At 71.3% G+C, this 18,660-nt stretch carries 18 protein-coding genes and 2 pseudogenes; 8 read left to right on the forward strand and 12 right to left on the reverse strand.

Annotation, left to right across the window (positions count from 1 at the left end; all coding sequences use genetic code 11):
- Positions 1-187: 187 nt before the first annotated feature.
- The 3 genes from J2S42_RS38140 to J2S42_RS38150 all read left to right on the forward strand — a co-directional run bounded on the left by J2S42_RS38140 (position 188) and on the right by J2S42_RS38150 (position 6,680).
- Positions 188-4,930, forward strand: coding sequence for an RHS repeat-associated core domain-containing protein (locus J2S42_RS38140; RefSeq protein WP_307247353.1), 4,743 nt, complete (start codon positions 188-190; stop codon positions 4,928-4,930).
- 76 nt (positions 4,931-5,006) lie between these two features.
- Entirely contained in the window at positions 5,007-5,201 is a 195-nt protein-coding gene (locus tag J2S42_RS38145; protein WP_307247355.1) for a hypothetical protein, read from the forward strand.
- Between the two features lie 894 nt (positions 5,202-6,095).
- Complete coding sequence (locus J2S42_RS38150; protein ID WP_307247356.1) at positions 6,096-6,680, forward strand: hypothetical protein; 585 nt, start codon at positions 6,096-6,098, stop codon at positions 6,678-6,680.
- Positions 6,681-6,781: 101 nt separating this feature from the next.
- Here the strand turns inward: J2S42_RS38150 and J2S42_RS38155 are convergent, their stop codons facing one another.
- The 3 genes from J2S42_RS38155 to coaD all read right to left on the reverse strand — a co-directional run bounded on the left by J2S42_RS38155 (position 6,782) and on the right by coaD (position 8,476).
- Positions 6,782-7,354 (reverse strand): hypothetical protein, encoded by a 573-nt coding sequence (locus J2S42_RS38155; RefSeq protein ID WP_307247358.1) that lies wholly within the window; start codon positions 7,352-7,354, stop codon positions 6,782-6,784.
- Between the two features lie 143 nt (positions 7,355-7,497).
- Complete coding sequence (locus J2S42_RS38160; RefSeq protein WP_307247360.1) at positions 7,498-8,049, reverse strand: sugar O-acetyltransferase; 552 nt, start codon at positions 8,047-8,049, stop codon at positions 7,498-7,500.
- A 16-nt stretch (positions 8,050-8,065) separates the two neighbouring features.
- A complete protein-coding gene (gene coaD, locus J2S42_RS38165; RefSeq protein ID WP_307247362.1) occupies positions 8,066-8,476 on the reverse strand; it encodes a pantetheine-phosphate adenylyltransferase in 411 nt (136 codons plus the stop codon).
- 122 nt (positions 8,477-8,598) lie between these two features.
- Between coaD and J2S42_RS38170 the strand changes: the two are divergent.
- Positions 8,599-9,003: pseudogene (locus tag J2S42_RS38170) on the forward strand (methyltransferase domain-containing protein); the annotation flags it as partial.
- A gap of 95 nt (positions 9,004-9,098) precedes the next feature.
- Positions 9,099-9,506 (forward strand): hypothetical protein, encoded by a 408-nt coding sequence (locus J2S42_RS38175; protein ID WP_307247363.1) that lies wholly within the window; start codon positions 9,099-9,101, stop codon positions 9,504-9,506.
- Positions 9,507-9,547: 41 nt separating this feature from the next.
- Here the strand turns inward: J2S42_RS38175 and J2S42_RS38180 are convergent.
- From J2S42_RS38180 to J2S42_RS38210, 7 genes and pseudogenes are all read right to left on the reverse strand, one after another.
- Positions 9,548-9,883: pseudogene (locus J2S42_RS38180) on the reverse strand (methyltransferase domain-containing protein); the annotation flags it as partial.
- A gap of 32 nt (positions 9,884-9,915) precedes the next feature.
- The gene (locus J2S42_RS38185; protein ID WP_307247365.1) at positions 9,916-10,872 is read right to left on the reverse strand and encodes a serine hydrolase domain-containing protein; all 957 of its coding nucleotides are present in this window, start codon (positions 10,870-10,872) and stop codon (positions 9,916-9,918) included.
- A gap of 28 nt (positions 10,873-10,900) precedes the next feature.
- Positions 10,901-11,434, reverse strand: coding sequence for a hypothetical protein (locus tag J2S42_RS38190; protein ID WP_307247367.1), 534 nt, complete (start codon positions 11,432-11,434; stop codon positions 10,901-10,903).
- 27 nt (positions 11,435-11,461) lie between these two features.
- Positions 11,462-12,085 (reverse strand): GntR family transcriptional regulator, encoded by a 624-nt coding sequence (locus J2S42_RS38195; protein WP_307247369.1) that lies wholly within the window; start codon positions 12,083-12,085, stop codon positions 11,462-11,464.
- A gap of 555 nt (positions 12,086-12,640) precedes the next feature.
- Complete coding sequence (locus J2S42_RS38200; protein ID WP_307247371.1) at positions 12,641-12,892, reverse strand: hypothetical protein; 252 nt, start codon at positions 12,890-12,892, stop codon at positions 12,641-12,643.
- A 74-nt stretch (positions 12,893-12,966) separates the two neighbouring features.
- Complete coding sequence (locus J2S42_RS38205; protein ID WP_307247373.1) at positions 12,967-13,725, reverse strand: alpha/beta fold hydrolase; 759 nt, start codon at positions 13,723-13,725, stop codon at positions 12,967-12,969.
- A gap of 45 nt (positions 13,726-13,770) precedes the next feature.
- Positions 13,771-14,184, reverse strand: a complete 414-nt coding sequence (locus J2S42_RS38210; RefSeq protein ID WP_307247375.1) for a rhodanese-like domain-containing protein — start codon at positions 14,182-14,184, stop codon at positions 13,771-13,773.
- Positions 14,185-14,330: 146 nt separating this feature from the next.
- Between J2S42_RS38210 and J2S42_RS38215 the strand changes: the two genes are divergently transcribed.
- Entirely contained in the window at positions 14,331-14,801 is a 471-nt protein-coding gene (locus J2S42_RS38215; protein WP_307249261.1) for an HIT family protein, read from the forward strand.
- A 9-nt stretch (positions 14,802-14,810) separates the two neighbouring features.
- Here the strand turns inward: J2S42_RS38215 and J2S42_RS38220 are convergent, their stop codons facing one another.
- Both J2S42_RS38220 and J2S42_RS38225 read right to left on the reverse strand, forming a co-directional pair.
- Positions 14,811-15,206, reverse strand: a complete 396-nt coding sequence (locus J2S42_RS38220; RefSeq protein ID WP_307247377.1) for a VOC family protein — start codon at positions 15,204-15,206, stop codon at positions 14,811-14,813.
- A gap of 82 nt (positions 15,207-15,288) precedes the next feature.
- Positions 15,289-16,044, reverse strand: a complete 756-nt coding sequence (locus J2S42_RS38225; RefSeq protein ID WP_307249263.1) for a DUF4142 domain-containing protein — start codon at positions 16,042-16,044, stop codon at positions 15,289-15,291.
- Positions 16,045-16,233: 189 nt separating this feature from the next.
- On the opposite strand from J2S42_RS38225, the gene J2S42_RS38230 reads away from it, so the two are divergent.
- The gene (locus J2S42_RS38230) at positions 16,234-17,142 is read left to right on the forward strand and encodes an NADP-dependent oxidoreductase (protein ID WP_307247379.1); all 909 of its coding nucleotides are present in this window, start codon (positions 16,234-16,236) and stop codon (positions 17,140-17,142) included.
- Positions 17,143-17,191: 49 nt separating this feature from the next.
- The gene (locus J2S42_RS38235) at positions 17,192-18,583 is read left to right on the forward strand and encodes an SDR family NAD(P)-dependent oxidoreductase (protein WP_307247382.1); all 1,392 of its coding nucleotides are present in this window, start codon (positions 17,192-17,194) and stop codon (positions 18,581-18,583) included.
- Positions 18,584-18,660 lie beyond the last annotated feature (77 nt).

The following is an 18,660-nucleotide window of genomic DNA, read 5'->3' on the forward strand; positions in this document are numbered from 1 at the left end:
ATCGATATGTCAAGGTCACTTTCGCTCACACGCTGAGCGTCACGGGGACAAACGGGGATCCATCAACGCATCGTGCCTGGCCGGAGGTCTGTCCGGCGGGGTTGCTGCGCCGTGCCGTCCGTGCCGATCGGCTTCCACATTCACCCCTGGGAGTCTGGCAATGAGACCTGGAAGGACACGCATCTCGGTGGCGGCGGCGGTGCTGCTGACCGCGGGCATGCTGCCCGTGCACGCGGCCCCGGCGGCCGCACGCCCGATCGCGCAGCCGGCCGCGGAACCGGCGCCGCCGTCCGCGGCCGCACCGGACTGCACCGGCGCGGCACCGGACGAGGCGTCCGCGATGGCAGCGGCCCGCGCCTGCGGCACACCGATCGAGAACATGGCCGCCCGCACCGAGGACCGGGACGTGCGCGCGCTGCCCGGTGGCGGCTGGGAGGCGCGCCTCTACGCCGGACCGATGCGCATGCGCGGCGCGTCCGGCTCGCTGATCGACATCGATCTGACCATGCGGGCCAATCCGGACGGCTCGGTCGCGCCGGTCGCGCACCCGGCCGGGCTGCGGATCGCGGGCCCGGCCGGCAGCGGCACGCACGAGCTGTTCAGCGTCGCGGCCGGCGCCGGCCGGGCTGCGGTCGACTGGGCCGGCGTGCTGCCGGCGCCGGTGCTGGACGGCAACACCGCCACCTACCCCGAGGTGCGGCCCGGCGTGGACCTGGTCGTCGAGGCCAGCCGCACCGGCGCCCGGCAGTACCTGGTGGTCAAGAACAGGGCCGCCGCGAGCCAGGTGTCCACGGTGGAGCTACCGGTGCGGGGCGACGGCGTGACGGTCGCCCCGGACGGCGCGGGCGGGCTGGACTTCACGGACGCGAAGGGCACGCCGGTCGCGACGTCGGCCGCGCCGGAGATGTGGGACTCCTCGGTCGACCCGGCCACCGGTAGCGCGCGTAAGCGGGCCCGGATCCCGGTCACGCACGCGAAGGCGGGTGCGCGGGCGACCGAGGTGACGCTCAAGCCGGAGAAGGCGTTCTTCGACGACCCGGCCACCGTCTACCCGGTGATCGTCGACCCGTCGATCAACCCGTTGAAGGGCGGCTTCGACACGTACGTCCGCGGTGATCTGTCCTCGGACCGCAGCGGCGAGAACGACCTCCAGGTCGGCCGGCTGACCGGCGACAACGCGATCGGCCGCGCGTTCGTGCACTGGGGAACGTCCGCGCTGCGCGGCAAGCAGATCACGTCCGCGACCGTGTACTTCTGGAACTGGTACTCGACCACGTGCTCGGCGAAGTCGTGGGAGATCTGGTCGACCGGCGCGGCGAGCACCGCGACCCGGTGGGGCAATCAGCCGGCCTGGCAGACCAGGGAGGCGACGTCCACCGCCACCAAGGGCTACACCAGCTCCTGCGACGACGGCTGGACCACGATCTCCGGCACGTCGTTCTTCCAGCGGGCCGCGACCGCGAACCAGAGCACCGCGTACATGGGCATCCGGGCCACCAGCGAGACGGACACGCTGGCGTTCAAGCAGTTCCGGTCCGCGCAGGCCGAGGAGGCCGCCGAGGTCCCGTACGCGGTGGTGAACTACAACAGCTATCCGAACGCGCTGGCCGCGACCACGCTGCAGCCGGGCGACGCCACCGAGACCGGCACCACCACGCCGCAGATGAAGGGCGTGTTCAGCGACGCGGACGGCGGCACCGGGAGGGTCGACTTCGAGATCTACGACCGTACCGGTGCGACGTCGATCGTCTCCGGTTCCGGCGCCACGGTCGCGAACGGCGCCGAGTCGGCGTGGACCGTGCCCGGCGGCGAGCTGGACGCGAACACCACCTACCGGTGGCGCGCCCGCGGCCACGACGGCAGCCTCGGCGGGCCCTGGTCCGAGTGGCGGTTCATGACCACCTCGGACGGCTCACCCACCGGTGACCAGCGCCGCTTCTCGTTCCAGGACCACGACCTGGCCGACCGGCTGCAGCTGCGGGTCAACGTGGCCAACGGCAACCTGCTGCTGAAGAACACCGACCTGAAGATCCACGGCACCGGTACCGACCTGATCGTCGACCGGTACTACAACTCCCGCTCAACCGCCACGTCCACGCTCGGCAAGGGCTGGGTGCTCGGCACCGGTCAGGACGTCAAGCTCACGTTCTCCAAGACCGACCACGCCACCGCGGACGTCACGCTGCACGCGCCGACCGGCTTCACCGCGCGGTTCATCAATTCCGCGTCGAACTCCTGGCGCACACCGTCCAGCCTGGACGCGAAGCTGACCCGCAACACCGGCACCGGCGAGTTCCGGCTCAAGTTCGACAAGAGCGAGGGCAGTTTCTCCTTCGCGGACTCGACCGGCCGGCTGCTGCGCAGCGTGGACAAGAACGACAACACCATCACCTTCGGGTACGACACGGCCGGCAACGTCACCACGATGACCGACACCCAGGACCGGGTGGTCACGCTGGCGTACGCGAACGGCCGGCTCGTCACGGTCACCGACCCGTCCGGGCGGCGCACCTCCTACGGCTACGACTCGGCGCAGAACCTGCAGACCGTGACGGACGCGGCCGGTGGCATCACCCGGTTCGACTACACCGGCGACCGGCTCACGAGGATCACCACGCCGGGCGGGCGGGTCACCGACCTCGGGTACGAGCCGGAGACGTCCCGGATGCTCGACTTCTTCGAGCAGGCCAACCCGGGCGGCACGCCGGACAAGGCCCGCTACACGTTCACCTACTCGGCCGGCAAGACCGAGGTGCTGGACCCGAACGGCACCGGCACCACCACGCACACCTACGAGTCCCGCGACCGGGTCACGAAGGTCAAGGACGCGCTCGGGCACGAGCAGTCGAAGAAGTACAACGCGAACGACAACGTCGAGACGCAGACGGACGCGCTGACCAACGCCACCACGTTCGGCTGGGACCCGAACACCAACAACCTGACCACGGTCGGCATCGCGACCGGCGCGAAGTCCACGCTGTCCTACGACGACACCGCGCACCCGAACTCGGTCACCTCGTCGACGGACGCCCAGGGCAACACCATGGGCTACTCCTACGACTCGAAGGGCAACAAGACCGCCACGGAGAGCGCGCAGTACCCCGGCCGAAAAATCGACGAAAAAGAATACAACGACGACGGCACGGTGAAGTGGAGCGACGACGCGCAGGACGTACGCACGTCGTTCACCTACGACGCCAAGGGCAACCTCACCAAGGTCGACAACCCGGCGCCGCTCGGTGACATCACGGTCGTACCGGACGGGCTGTCCCGGATGGTCGAGCAGACCGACGGCAAGGGGCAGCGGACGCGTTACGAGTACGACAAGCTCGACCGGATCGACAAGGTGACCTACGCCAACAACGCGGTCGTGGACTACGTCTACGACAACGACGGCAACCTGGTCACGCTCACCGACCCGAGCGGCACGACCTGGTTCACCTACGACGGGTTCGGCCGGGTCGAGACCAAGACCACCGCCACCGGCGGCTTCTTCTACGAGTACGACCGGAACGGCAACCTGACCGGGTTCACCGACGACGGCGGGCGGGTCGGTTACACGTACGACAAGGCCAACCTGCTCTCCTCGATGCAGGAACCCGGCGCGTCCGGGCCGATCACGTTCACCTACGACGAGAACAACCGGCGCCGGTTCATGTACCTGCCGACCACGCCGCGCGTCACCGTGGAGATGAAGTACGACAAGTCCGGCCGGCAGACGTCGATCACCTCGACCGATGACAGCTCCGGCGCGAAGATCACGTCGTTCACCTACAGCTACGCGAAGTCCGGCGCGGACAGCGGGCTGCGGCAGTCGGTCACCGACCTCACCGGCACCACCGGCTACGCGTACGACAAGCTCAACCGGCTCACCTCGGCCACCGGCCCCGGGTGGACGCGCAGCTACGGCTACGACGAGAACTTCAACCGCACGTCGAAGACCGAGGACGGCAGCACCACGTCCTACGACTACAACGACGCGCAGCAGCTCACGTCCGGTGGCTCGACCACGTACACGCACGACGCCAACGGCAACCTGACCGGCAGCTCGTCCGGCTGGTCGCTGAGCTACAGCCCGGTCGGCAACCAGACCACCGCGGTCACCGCGCCGGGCAAGGCACAGCACGCACCGCTCACCTACGGCGGCCAGGACCAGACCGAACGCCGCCGCGCCGGCAGCGTCCTCTACGACACGTCCGCGCTCGGCGTCGCCTCGGCCACGTCCACGCTCCCGGCCGGCAGCTTCAACACGGCCACCGCGAACCCGGACGACATGGAGCCGGCACCCGGCACCACCCACCACTACACCCGCGACAACACCGGCAACCTGATCAGCCTGCGCGCCGGCAACACCCGCTACTACTACCTGGTCGACGGGCTCGGCTCGGTCTCCGCCCTGATCAACGGCAACGCGCAGAAGGTCAACTCGTACACCTACGACCCGTACGGCAAGCCGCTGACCGTGTCGCAGCAGATCGCGAACCCCTGGCGGTACGCGGGCGGCTTCCACGACGGCCCGACCGGCCTGACCAAGTTCGGCGCCCGCTACTACGACCCGGGCCTCGGCCGTTTCACCCAGCGTGACCCGAGCGGAAAGGACCTGCCCTACACGTACGTCGGCGGCAACCCGGCCAACTACACCGACCCGACCGGCAACGGCCTAGCGGACATCATCGGCGACATCGGCTGGTTCAAGGACCTCGGCGAACTCGGCGCGAACGTGGCCAAGGGCGACGGCAACGCGCTGGTCGCCCAGGCCGTCTCGATGTTCTTCGCACTCGCCACCGAGGTCGCCTGCAACATCGTCCTCGGCTTCGCCGCCCCGGTCACCGCCGGAGCCTCCATGGTGATCGGCCAGATCGGCTGCATCGCGCTCTCCACCCTGGTCGGCGACGCGATGGGCAACGCCGCCGAACAGAAGCTCGGCTGACCCTCGATCACGTTTGACCGCGCGGCGACCCGGGAACGGGTCGCCGCGCACCCCCTTCCGCGAAAGGACCCCCGCCGTGGCCTACTCGAAGAGCACGATGCGCCTGCTCGTCACGCTCGCCGTCATCCTCGACGTCATCCTGGTCGGTATCACCATCGCGTTCTTCGCCATGGGCAGCCCCGGCGCCCCCCAGATGGCCCTGGCCACCGCCCTCCTCATCCTCGTCCCCCTGATCATCGTCCCCCTGGCCCGCCGCCGCGGCCGCCTCTGACCCCACCCCACGGACGCGGGCCGACATGGCAAACGTCCCGGCGGCCGGCCGCGGCGCCCGTGCCGGCAACCCGTGCGGACGCACTCACCGTCGCCACGTCGGCGGCGGCCCACGCCACTGCCGAAACCGCCGCCGCGCTGCACCTGCGCGTCGAAACCGTCTCGCCGGATCCATACTGGAGCGATCAAGGCCGAAGAGCTCGCCGGGGTGCAGCGGACCCTGGCGGCGACGGCACCGGCCCGGGGCGACGAGGCGATCCAGCTCGGCCTGGTGGCAATCCGAGGCCGCCGACCACGCCGCCTGCCGCTCCGACTCGCTCGACATGACCCGAGGTCGTCGTCGTACGTGACGGCTGCGTCGGAGTCGCCGTTGCCGCACCGCGCGGCGAGCCGGCCGGCCGCTGTGCGGGTAGGCTGACGGTGACCTACCCGGCGCTCGGGGGAGTCCGCGCTGACGCGCGCTCGCCGAGGGGGTCGCCATGTCACGTACGGTCATCGGCCGGCCGATCTGGGACATGCTCGGTGCACGGATGCCACGCGGCGTCCTCGGGCTGAGCGACCCCGACCTGCACCTGATCGACGGCCGCTGGGTGATGTACATCGGCGGCTTCTCCAGCGGCTTCCGCAACCGGCTCTACCGTGCCCGGCTGCCGGCCGGCGGCGTGCCGGAGCGGGGTCGCTGGCTGCTCGACCGGCACCCGATCGTCGCCGGCCCGCCCGCGGGCGCGTGGGACGCCGGCGGCATGCACACCCCGAGTTACGTGCCACCCCACGGCGGCCGGGGTGCGCGCATCTACTACGCGGGCCGGTCGAACGCACGCCACTACGGCACGGGCAGCACGTACGCGATCGGCCTGCTGACCCGGGACCCGCGTGGACGCGGCATCCGGCGCCGGTGCTGCGCGGCTGGCCGGGGCGGGACAGCGTGCTCGAACCGCTGGCCGTCCCGGTCGACGGCGGCTATCGCATGTGGTTCCTCGCCACCCCGCACGAGGTCGGTCCCGGCGAGCAGCCCGACTTCGAACTGCACGTGACCGACAGTGCGGACGGCATCCGGTGGGACCCCGCGCGCCGCTTCGCCACCGCGGCGGAGGGCTACTTCGACAACGCGATCTACCGGACACCGTACGGGTGGGAGATGATGCTCGCGCGCGGCACCAACCTGCACGGCACCGTCCCGTACCCCGGCCAGGGCCTGTGGATCATGCGCGCCGCGACGCCGTCGCCGGACCGCGCGGCCTGGTCACCCCCGGAGCGCGTGCTCGACACCGCCGCGCCCGGCACGCCGTCGTGGCTGGGCCGCGGCGTCTGCGGTCCGTCGGTCGTGCCGCTGCCCGGCGGCCGGCGAATCGTGTTCCTCACCGGCACCCACGCCACCGCCTCCTGGCCGGCCGCCGCACGGCGCCGGTGGGTACACGCCCGGCGGCTCCCCGTCCCGGCACCGTACTTCCTGGCCACCGGCACCGTCACGGTGACGTGAACGGCCCGGCGCCGCATCATCGTCCGGCCCGCGGCGCCTCCGACTCACAGCCCGACCAGCAGCGTCGCCCGCTCGTCATGCGCGACGATGACCGTGACGCGTCATCCGCGCCGATCATCATCGCGTTCGCCGGCCGCCGTGTCCGTGGCCGGGAAGTTCTTCTTCGCCCAGGCACCGGTGGCCCGCGTACTGGTGAAGTTGACCCCGCCGCCGATCACACCGCCCACCAGGGGCGCGAGCTTGGTCAGGTTCACCACGCCCGTGGCGCCCGCCTTGGTGATCAGCCGGAAGCCGACCGCCTGATTGATCTGGATCAGAACGCGGCCGGGGACCTGCTTGACGGCGCTGAGCGCGGACTTCGTACCGATCTGGACACCCGCCTGCGACAGCGCCTCGGTCGCTGAAGAACCGATCAACGACATGAGTACGACGGACCGCACTTCCTCGGAGCGGATGTCGTACCCCCGCAGGTGCGCGATCGCGCCGGCGAGCCGCGCCTGAGTGAGCCGCTCATCCGCGATCTGCGCCGACCCCTTCCACGGGCCCATCTCGTCGACGCCGACGCTGGAGAGTTTGTCGGTGATCTCCATCGCCTTGCTGCCCAGGCGCTGCAACGATGACAAGTGTTCCGCATCCGGACCGCCGTCGGCCGATCCCTCGAACTCGTCGCTCACCCGGATGAGACTATGGGCCGCATCGGGTGCCCGGCGTCGGTGACAACGGTGCATCCCAGTCGCCGATCCGCCTGCACCGGATCCACCATCAATCCAGTACGCCGGGGACTCCGCTGTCAGCGGCGCCGCCGAGGGGCGTGTCCTCACGGGGACTTGAGGCGCCGGCGTTCGACGATGCTGGTCGCGGTGACCACGCTCAGCGGGGGTACGTCCTTGGCGACGACGGCGCCCGCGCCGACCACCGAGCCGCGGCCGATCGTCACGCCCGGGGTGACCGTGACCGCGGCACCGATCCACACGTCATCCTCGATCACGATGGGCGCGCGGGTGATGAAATCGTAGCGTTCGTCCAGTTCGACCGGGTGGCCGGCGGTGCTGAGCGTCACCCGGGGGCCGATCATGACCCGGTCACCGATCGTGATGCCACCGTAGTCGAGGAAGAAGCACCCCTGATTGATGAACACCCGCTCCCCGAACGCCGCCCCCAGCCCGTAGTCACAGTGGAACGGCGGCAGGATCGACAGCGACTCCGGCACCGCCCCGCCGAAGATCTGCGCGAGCACCTCCCGCCGTGCATCGACCGCGTCGAACGGCAGCGCGTTGAGCCGCGCCGACAGTTCCATGGCGACCCGCACCCGCTCCGCGAACGCCCGCGACTCCGCCGTCCGGTTCCGTACCCGTCGCTCATTCCGCACGGCCCGATGATGGCACTCAGGCGCGCATTGCCTGCGCCGCCGTGGAGGATGTCGTCGCGAGGCTGGGGCGGGCCGGTACGAAGAGCGTGGTCACGCCCAGCGCGTCGTTCATCGCGGCCAGATCGCGCTCGTGCTGCCAGTCGGCCGAGTTCCGGACGCCGCGGACGATCACCCCGATGTCCCGCCGCCGGCAGTAGTCCGCGGTCAGCCCGTCCCACGCGTGCACCGACACGTTCCCCCACTCCGCCGGCATCACCTCGCGGATCGCCGCCGCCCGGGCGACCGCCGTCCGCGCCGGCCGCTTGCCGCCGTTGACCGCGACCAGCACCGTGACGTGCGTGAACAGTCGCCGGGACCGTTCCACGACGTCGAGGTGACCCGCGGTGAACGGATCGAACGTGCCGGGATAGACCGCGCGGTGCGCCACCGCCCCAGCCTAGAGCCTGTATCGACGTGGGGGCCTCGCCGCAGCCCGGCATCCCACGTCGATACAGGCTCCAGCTGTGAACCCGTGCACTCCCTCTTGACCGGTGCGGGCCTCGCCGGGGCCATCACATCCCGGACCTGGGGGCGGCCGCGCGCGAGATCCGCCGGGTGCTGAAACCGGGCGCGCCGGTGCTGATCCGCTCCGCGTTCGCCGGCCGGTACGGGGGGATCCACCTGTTCCGCTGGTTCCCGGAGGCGATCGCGGTGTTCGACCGCTGTCCGGGCATCCCCGCCGTCGAGACGGCGTTCGCGACCGCCGGATTCACCACCACGGCCTGCGTACCGGTGCCGCAGGTCTCCGCCCGCTCGGTGGCCGAGGCCGCCGCCACGCTCCGGCGCGAGGCGCACACGCCACTGCAACTGATCACCGACGAGGCGTACGCGGCCGGCGTCGCCCGGCTGGCCGAGCCCGCGCGCACCGGGTCCGGACCGGTCGTCGACGTGTTCGATCTGCTGGTGCCGCGGTGAGCCGATCCAGTCGCGGTCCAGTCGGTGCTGGCACGGTGGGCCGCAGCGGTCACCGCCGGTGGGAAGGCGGCCGGCCGCGCCGAAGGAGGAGTTCCGTGAAACTGTCCACTCTGGCCGCGGCCGCCACGCTCGCCACCGTCGCACTCACCTCGATCCCGTCGCCGGCCGCCGCGTTCGGCCAGGAGACGTTCGGCTGCCGGGTGTCGCCGGGGCCGGTCGTCCCGTTCACCCCGGTGTGCACGAACCTGCACCTCTACCGGAACGTGCAGGTCGGCTTCCTCGTGGACAACCTCAGCGGAAGCTACACGTTCTCCTGGAACGTCACCGGCCCGTACTCCTCGGTGGTCAGTGGTTGCACCGCGACGTCGGCGAGCTGCGCGGTCGCGGTCAGCGCGGTCAGCGACATGGAGATCGTGGCCTGGGTGACGTACAGCCAGAACGGCCAGACCGCCTCGAAACGCGCGTCCGCCACGATCAACGCCGTGTGCGCGGAGTTCTGCTGACCTTCCCCGGAGGCGGCGGCGTCGCCAGGCCGCCGCCTCACCTACCGCTCCCGGCGGACCAGCAGGTAGCCGTGCCACGGCTCCACGTCCTCGGCCGGGACGCCGCCCTCGAACACCTCCGCGAACCCGGCGGCGGCGCACCGGTCCCGCCTCTCCGCGGCCGGCAGCCAGTACCGGTCGAAGTCCACGCCGAGCCTGGCGACGCGACTGCCCGGCAGGTTCCGGTGCCCGCTACCGTCCCCGTGCTCGAACGCGGCCACCAGATATCCGCCGGGCCGTACCACGCGCGCGAGTTCGGCGAACGCCCGCGGCCGCGACTCCGGCGCCAGGAAGAGCAGCGAGAACCAGCACACCACACCGGCCAGTGACTCCTCGGCCCCCGCGTCCATCCCGTACCTTCTCCGGCCGTTCAGCCGTACCAGCGAGCCGCGAGCGCGATCAGCGCGCGCAGCGTGTCCATGCGGTCGTCATCGTCGATCATGACCGCGACCGCCGTGCCCGACGCCGGCCACACGAACGAGAAAGAGCTGAAGCCCACGTTCTGCCCGGTGTGCCCGAAATACCCGTCACCGACCTCGGCGCCGACCCCGAACCCGCCCGGCACCTGCGGTGTCACCATCTGCGCCGCCAGCTCCACCGGCAGCAGCGCGGACTCACCGCGCACGGCCCGGTCGATCTCCAGCTCCAGCCGTACCAGATCCGCCGGTGTGCTCCACAGCCCCGCCGCCGCCAGCTCCGGCTGCGTGTGCCAGCCACCCGGCACCGGCACGCCACCGCGGTGCCCGGTCGCCGCGCCGCGATCCCAGTGATCGTACGGAAATCTCTGGCCATAGCCGCTGTCGGCCATGCCGGCCGGCTCCAGGACCAGCCGCGCCATCAGCGCGGCGAACGGCGTCCCGGTCACGTCCGCGAGAAGCTGCTCGACAACGGAGTAGTGACTCCCCGAATAGCGAAACGTCGCGCCCGGCACCAGCTCCCGCCGCACCGGCGGCGTGTTCGCCGGCGGCTCACCCCGCAGAACCTCCAGCAGCGACGGTACGGGTTCACCCGCCGCATACCCCGGATACCAGTTCTCGGTCAGCCCCGCCGTGTGCGCCAGCAGCTGCCGCACGGTCACCGTGCCACGCCCCGGCAGCCGCCAGGTCGTCAGATAGTCGCCGACGTCGGCATCGAGCTCGATGACCCCATCGGCAACCAGTCGCAGCGCACCTAACGCCGCGACGTGCTTACTGATCGAACACGCCGGAAACAGCAGCTCCGGCCCATCCGTCCAGACGACCCCGTCCCGCCGGCCCACCGCCACCGCGACACCGGCCGCCCGTCCACCACCCGCGGCCACACTTCGCCACTCCTCCGCGAACCCCACCCGCCGAGTATGCCGCGACCGCTCAAGGTCATCCCCTGGACTGAACCTGAAGAGCGGTCCGCGCCGAGTCTATGAAGGCGACATACCCGTCCCGGAGAGCCTGATAGGCGCGCTCATAATCCTGTCGCACCCCGTCGTCATCCGCATCGATCAGCAATCCCAGCCGCCTCTGCGTCTCCAATACCGCCAGCCGCACCTGCTCGGCTGCCACCGCGACGTCGGCGGGCCCGTCCAGCAGGACCTCGCGCGTCGCCCGCGTGACCGCACCGGCCGGACCGCCCATCCGCTCATGCATATCGCTCAGCCGCCGCCGCCGCACCTCACGATCTGGCGTCCCGTCCACGTCCGGGAACTGCCAGCACACCTCCATGAAGCCGTGCACACATGCCATGACCTCGCGATAGGCAGCCCGGCGGCGTTCCCGTTGCTGAGCGAGCGCGGCCGAGACACCGGCCGATCGTGTCTGGGCGAGCGCCGCACGTGAGGCGCCGAGCGCGCCGATGAGGCTCGCTCCCAGCGCGGTGACTCCGGTGATGGCACCGACCCACAACTCGTTCGCCATGCGCGCAGTATGGCAACGCACAGCAATTCAGAGGACGCCCTGGTGACGCGCGAGATGCCGGTCCAGGACCGACAGATAACCGTCGGCGTCATGACCGGCGAGCAGGCGGGCCAGGTCCTCGTGCTCGTCCAGCGCCTCGTCCGGCTTCAGGCCACCGACCGTGAAGACCTGGTGGAACAGCCGCAGCTGCCGATCGCGCAGCAAATCGTAGAAATGCGCCGCGATACGGTTGCCCGACAGCGTGATCACCGCCCCGTGAAAATCACAGTCCGCCACCACGTACGCGTTCAGATCGTCCGAATCGAGCGCCTCCCGCTGGTAGCCGAGCGGCGTGCGCAGCGCCGCCGCGATCCGCCCCGGATCGATGCGGTCCGCGACCACACGGGCGGCGGCGGTGCGTTCCAGCGCCGCCCGCATCTGCAGCACATCCCGCGCCTCACCCGGCGGAATCGCCGTCACCACCGCACCCTGCCGGCTGGAGAGGGTCAGCAGCCGCTCCGCCTCCAAACGAAGAAACGCCTCGTGAACAGGCGTGCGACTGAGTTCCAACTCAGCGCAGATCTGCCCCTCGCTGAGCCGCGCGCCACCGGCCAGCTCACCCCGGATGATGCGCTCCTTCATATACGCGTACGCGCGCTCGGCCGCCGTCATCCCGCCACCATATCGCGACTGATGACAATCAAAATCAAGATCATTCAACGGTACGGGAAGTGCCGCACGATCCGATCGAGGTAGCTCGCAGACCCGTTGTCACATTCAGGCCGTCGACGGCAACGTGCCAACCGCGGCCCGGCCCGCGATCCCACGGCCGGCCTTCGCGGCTCGACCCGGCGCGAACGTGGCGCCGATGACGGCACGTCAGCGGCTCGCGTTGCCCCGCTCGGCGGGAACGTGGCCGATGCCGCTCAAAGTAGTTGACTTTGGAGTGCACGCGACGAAGGCACACCGTCCCACCTGCGAGGACGGTCCCGTGCCCCTGGCATGCCAGGCAGGCGAAGGTGAACCGACCGCCCTGACTGCCGTGTCGCGATATTCCGGGCACCACGTGCCCCGGCTTGCTGACCTTGTGCACGCAGGAGTGGCCCGGATGCCGGCTCGTCCACCGGCCGGCCGGCTCGCCCGCCGGCCGGCCGGCTCGCCCGCCGGCCGGTCGGGCGAGGCGGCCGGGCCGTTCCCGCTTCACGGTGTCGCCGGCACCGCCGCAGGTCAGCGTCGCGCCACCCCCGAGCGTGGCGCGCAGCCCACCCACCCCGTCCGGCCGGGTGTAGCCGGCCGGACGGCGCTGTTGCACCTCGTCACCCCACGGCCGCGGCCCATCCGTGCACCGGCCTCGACCCCGAGCTGGACCAGCGGCGATCCGGCGCGGCCGGCCGCGGCCGGCACCGGCATCCACTCGCCCTTCTCCGACGCGTCGAGCGCGTCGAGCGCGCCCAGCCCGTCGAAGTGGAGTACGGCCACGCCCTCGTGCGGCTTCGTGACGGCGTGCGCGTGGCAGTGCCGGAAGGAGCATCCGACCTGAACCCGGGTTGAGGTCAAGGCCTGTCGAAGGCCGCGATCACGGCCGCGCGGGCGGCCTCGTCGTCGATGGTCGCGGTGCCGTCACCGTCCTGGTCGCCGTACGCGCCGAACTGTGCGTGGTTCATGCCCTCGACCTCGACGAACGTCGCGTCGGCCGGCAGCAGGCGGGCCGCGTCCCGGATGTCCTGCGGCGTGCTGAACCCGTCGCGGGAGCCGCCGACACTGAGCACCGGCAGTGTCGTACCGGAGATGTCGTCGTTGCAGTACGACCCGAGCAGCACCAGCCCGGCGACCCGGTCCGGCTCGTCCGCCGCGTACGTGCAGGCGCGCACACCGCCGAGCGAGTGCCCGCCGACCGTCCACCGGGTTACCTCCGGCGCGAGCGCGGTGAACTCGGCCAGCGTGCGCCGCTCCAGGATCGCGAAGCGCAGCGGCGGGCGTACGATCACCACGGTCGTACCGGCCGTGACCAGCGGCGCGAGCGTCCACGCGTACGCCTCCGCCTCGACCCGCGCGCCGGGCACGAACACCAGGCCGTCGCCGGTCGACGCCACGGCCGGCCGCATGATCAGCGCATCCCCGGTGTCCTCCACCCCGGACGCCACCTCGGCGAGCCGGGCCGGGTCCGCCCGCAGCGGCGTGCCCAGCCGCACCCCGGCCACCACCAGCAGGACCACGACCAGCGCCGCGATCGCGCCGAGCGTCCACCACAGCACGCGGCGGCGCCGCCGTACCGGTGGGGCCTGGTGTGCCTGTTCTTCCCCAGCGTTCATGATCAACCCAATCCTGCGACTCGCGGCCCGGCCGGGACGATCATGTCATTCGCGCACGTCCGCGGGCCCGGTCGCGATCGGCAGCCCGGCCTCGATCCAGGCCTCCACGCCGCCGGCGAGATCGGTGGCCCGGTGCAGACCGACCGCCCGCAGGCTCGCCGCGGCCAGGCTCGAGCTGTAGCCCTGCCGGCACACCACCACGACCGGCACGTCATACCCGGTCGCCTCCGGGATCCGGTTCTCCGACGCGGGGTCCAGCCGCCATTCCAGCACGGTCCGGTCGATGACGATCGCACCCGGTAGATCCCCCTGCCGGGCCCGCTGCCGGTCCGTCCGCGTGTCGATCAACAGCGCCTCGCCGGCGGAGACCGCGTCACGGACCTCCCGCGGCGTCAGCCGCCGCACGCCGCGCCGCGCCCGCGCCAGCAGCTCGTCCACCCCAACCGAGACCGTCGTCATGCCATGATCATGCCCGCCTGCCACGTTTCCGCACGCCGGAAAGCCTCCACGCGCCGGCAGGATGCCTGCCTCGCGTCACGGTGTGCCGCCGGGACCGAAGCCGGCGTGCCGGGATTGCCCCGGTGAGGAGCACTACCGTGTCCGGAATGGACTGCTACACCTGCCGGCACAACGAGGCATTCGGCACGCTGCCGCCGCGCGAGCTGATCGCCGCGGACCGGCACTGGCGGGTCGCCCACGCCTTCGACGCGGCGCTGCCCGGCTGGCTGATCCTCGTCCCGCTCCGGCACGCCGAGTCGATCGCCGACCTGACCGACGACGAAGCGGCCGCCCTCGGCACCTGGCAGGTCCGGCTCTCCCGCGCGCTGCACGCCGTCACCGGATGCACCAAGACCTACGTGGTGCAGTTCGCCGAGAAGGAGGGTTTCGCGCACGTCCACTTCCACGTGGTCCCGCGCATGCCCGACCTACCGGCGGATCACCGCGGCCCCCGCGTCTTCGCCTACCTCAACGCCCCCGGCGACCACCGCGTCACCGCACCGGCCCAGGACCTCCTCGCCGCGGCCCTGCGTGCCCACCTGACACCGGCCGATCCGGATCCGGCCACGCCGGGCTGACGCCAGGGACTACGGGACCGGCCGGGCGAGCTCGGCCTCGCCGCGGAGGATGCAGAACTCGTTGCCCTCCGGGTCGGCCAGCACCACCCACCCGGTGCCGTTCGCGTTCCGGCGGTCCGCGACCACGGTCGCGCCCAACCCGGTCAACCGGGCCAGCTCCTCGTCCCGCGTGCCCGTCACCGGCCGCAGGTCCAGGTGCAACCGGTTCTTCCCCCGCTTGCCGTCCGGCACCTCGATGAACAGCAACCGGTGCCCGCCGTCCGCGGAGAAGATCATGCACTCCTCGTGCCCCGGCTCGTTCGGATCGTCCGGGTCCTCGCGGTAGTCCAGGACCGCCTGCCACCACCGCGACAGCGCGTAGGCGTCGATGCAGTCCACCGTGGTGTGCGAGACGTAGGAGGTCATCGCCGCATGGTCGCAGACACCCGCCCCGGCGCGCGCGGAATATCGACCGCGCACGCCGGGGCGTCGAGAACGCGAGAACCGGTCAGAAGCGCGATCGGCGCCGCGACGACCGGCCCCCCGAAGTACCCATGGTGCGCCATGCGAGGAACGCGCCGCCGGCCACCACCAGTGCGATCAGTCCGAACACGAGGTTCTGGTTGGTCTGGATCGTCTGGGTCGCGGCGACCTCGTTGAGCGCCTGGTTGTTCGCCTTCGCCGTGGACGGCGACGCGGACGGGTTCGGCGCGGTGGGCAGCGCCTCGAAGTCGACCAGGTCGCTGGACTCGAGCAGCGTCAGGTGCGTGGCCACGAACTGGTTGGCCTGCTGGGCCAGCCGCCGTACCGTGTCGTTGCGGGTGCTGGCCCGGATCGTCGCGATCGCCGGGAAGATCGAGCCGTGGGCCGCGCGGAGCCGGTCGACGTAGATCTGGTCGAACTCCTCGCCCTCGGCCTCCTCCATCTCGTCGAGCCAGCCCTGCTGATTCTTGTTCGGCTTGTTCGGCAGCTTGATGTCGAGCTTCTCGGCGGCGTCCCGGGCGAGCTGGTCGAGCACCTTGTGCTGCTCCGCGATGTCCTTGCCGATCTCCTTGATCCGCGGATTGTCCGACTTCTCCTGCGCCATCTCGCCGGCCGGGATCTCCCACAGGCCGGCCAGCCGCACCTTGACCACCAGGTCGATGTCCGCGTCGGTGACCTCACCGCTGCCGGTGTCCGGTATCAGCTCGCCGGGCGGCACCGGGACGCCGGGTTCCGCGGCCTGGGCCACGGCCGACTGCATGATCACCAGGCCGGCCGACACGATCAACGAGCCGCATACACGCCGCCACCACAACACGGGTCCTCCTCAATGCCGAGACACCGACATACCGAACACAGCGAACACTTCGACCACACCGACACACCCTGGTGGCGATGAGTACGCACAGGATCCGCACAGGGATCAACGTCGCGAGAAAAAACAAGAGGCTTTAGGCCCTAAGGTCGGTACGTGCGGAGAATCGTGCAACGGACGCTCGGCGGACCCGAGGTGCTGGAGTGGGTGCCGGCGGACCGGCCGGAGCCGGGACCGGCCGAGATCCAGGTCGAGGTGCGGGCGGCCGGCGTCAACCCGGTCGACTGGAAGGTGCGGGCCGGCGGTGGCTACCTGGGCACGCCGCCGTTCACGGTGGGCTGGGAGGCGGCCGGTGTGGTGACCGCGCTCGGTCCCGGAGTCACCCGTTTCGTACCCGGTGATGAGGTTTTCGGGCTTTTTCGGTTCCCGCGGGAAGCGGCCGCGTACGCGGAGTACGTCACCGGCCCGGCCCGGCACTTCGCGCACCGGCCGAGAGCGATGACCATGGCAGAGTCGGCCGGTCTCGCGCTGGCCGGTCTGACCGCGTGGCAGGTGCTGGCCGACACCGCGCGGATCCGGGCGGGTCAACGCGTCCTGATCCCGGCCGCGGCCGGCGGGTTCGGTCACCTGGCCGTGCAGATCGCCAAGGCCCGCGGCGCCCACGTGATCGGCACCGCACGGGCGGACAAGCACGCGCTGGTGCGGGAGTTCGGCGCCGACGAGGTGATCGACTACCGGGACATCGACGTCGGCGACGCCGTGCGTGACGTCGACCTGGCCGTCGGTGTCGTCGCCGGTCAGGTGCCGTCGCTGGTCAGGACGCTGCGGCCGGGCGGCATGCTGCTCACGCTGAACGGCGCGGACACCGCCGCGTCGGTCGCCGCGGGCGGCCGTTTCCTGCTGGCCGAGCCGGACCGGGCCGGCCTCGAGGAGCTGGCCCGACTGGCCGGCGAGGGCCGCCTGCGGGTGCACGTCGACCGGGTGCTGCCGATGTCCGCGGCGGCCGAGGCGCACCGGGCCGGGGAGACCGGCCGTACCGTGGGAAAGATCGTCCTGGCGCCGTGAGGCGTCACGATTGGGGTCCGGGCGGGTCCGGCCAGTACAGTTCCCGGACGTGAGTGGAGCAGGTCTGGATCCGGAACGGCTGGCGGTGTGCCTGGAGGTCATCGCGGAGGCGGAGGCGCTGCCGCCGGAGCACCCGGACGCGGTGGCGGTGCGGCGGGCGACCGCCGGATTGTTCAAGACGGTAAAGCTGGCGCGGCGCAAGGAGCGGCGGGACGCGGTGCTGGCCGCGGACCGGGCGGTGACCGAGGCGACCGCGACCGGCGCGCCCGGCCGGATCGACGACGAGACCGCGGGGCTGCCGCTGCAGACCCGGACGCGGGGCCGCACCGCGGGCGTCCTGAAGCAGCCGCGCGGCTGCTACGTGTGCAAGCAGCGGTACACCGAGGTCGACTCGTGGTACCACCAGCTCTGCCCGACGTGCGCCGAGCTGAACCACAGCCGCCGGGACGCGCGCACCGACCTGACCGGCCGGAACGCGCTGCTCACCGGCGGACGCGCCAAGATCGGCATGTACATCGCGCTGCGCCTGCTGCGGGACGGCGCGCACACCACGATCACCACCCGCTTCCCGCACGACGCGGTGCGCCGCTTCGCCGCGATGCCGGACAGCGGTGACTGGCTGCACCGGCTGCGCGTGGTCGGCATCGACCTGCGGGACCCGGCCCAGGTGGTCGCGCTGGCCGATTCGGTCGCGGCCCGCGGCCCGCTGGACATTTTGATCAACAACGCGGCCCAGACGGTACGGCGTCCGCCCGGCAGCTACGCGGCGATCACGGCGGCGGAGTCCGAGGCGCTGCCCGCGGGCCCGCTGCCGGAGATCGAGTTCCTCGGCGGCCGGTCCGCGGCGGGTGAACTGACCGGCAGCGTGCCCACGGTGAGCGCGCACAACGTGACCGCGCTCGCGCTGACCGCCGGCTCCACGCTGATCGACGCGGGCGGCCTGGTGCCGGACACCGCGCCGACGAACAGCTGGAGCGACCGGGTGCACGAGGTGCCCGCGATGGAGCTGCTCGAGGTGCAGCTGTGCAACGTGACGGCGCCGTTCATCCTGGTCAGCCGCCTGCGGGCGGCGATGACCCAATCGAAACACCCGCGCCGGTACGTGGTGAACGTGTCCGCGATGGAAGGCGTCTTCACGCGCGGTTACAAGGGCGCCGGGCACCCGCACACGAACATGGCGAAAGCGTCGCTGAACATGCTGACCCGCACCAGCGCCGACGACCTGTTCACCGACGGCATCCTGATGACCAGCGTGGACACCGGCTGGATCACGGACGAGCGACCGCACCCGACCAAGATGCGGCTGCACGAGGAGGGTTTTCACGCGCCCCTGGACCTGGTCGACGGCGCGGCCCGGGTCTACGACCCGATCGTGCGTGGCGAGCAGGGCGAAGACGTGTACGGGTGTTTCCTGAAGGACTACGCTCCGGCTGCGTGGTAGCCGGGAGAATCGCGGATATTCTCATGTGTCCGGCTTGGCGCGGATAGTCGCCGGCGCGCGGGGTAGGCGTCCGTGTG

The organism is Catenuloplanes indicus (genome assembly GCF_030813715.1).
Taxonomy (GTDB): Bacteria; Actinomycetota; Actinomycetes; order Mycobacteriales; family Micromonosporaceae; genus Catenuloplanes; species Catenuloplanes indicus.

Bases quoted from the DNA above. Each gene is read 5' to 3' on its own strand.
- J2S42_RS38190 (WP_307247367.1), bottom strand. From the start codon at position 11,434: ATGGCGAACGAGTTGTGGGTCGGTGCCATCACCGGAGTCACCGCGCTG.
- J2S42_RS38195 (WP_307247369.1), bottom strand. From the start codon at position 12,085: ATGACGGCGGCCGAGCGCGCGTACGCGTATATGAAGGAGCGCATCATC.
- J2S42_RS38205 (WP_307247373.1), bottom strand. From the start codon at position 13,725: ATGAACGCTGGGGAAGAACAGGCACACCAGGCCCCACCGGTACGGCGG.
- J2S42_RS38210 (WP_307247375.1), bottom strand. From the start codon at position 14,184: ATGACGACGGTCTCGGTTGGGGTGGACGAGCTGCTGGCGCGGGCGCGG.
- J2S42_RS38215 (WP_307249261.1), top strand. From the start codon at position 14,331: ATGGACTGCTACACCTGCCGGCACAACGAGGCATTCGGCACGCTGCCG.
- J2S42_RS38220 (WP_307247377.1), bottom strand. From the start codon at position 15,206: ATGACCTCCTACGTCTCGCACACCACGGTGGACTGCATCGACGCCTAC.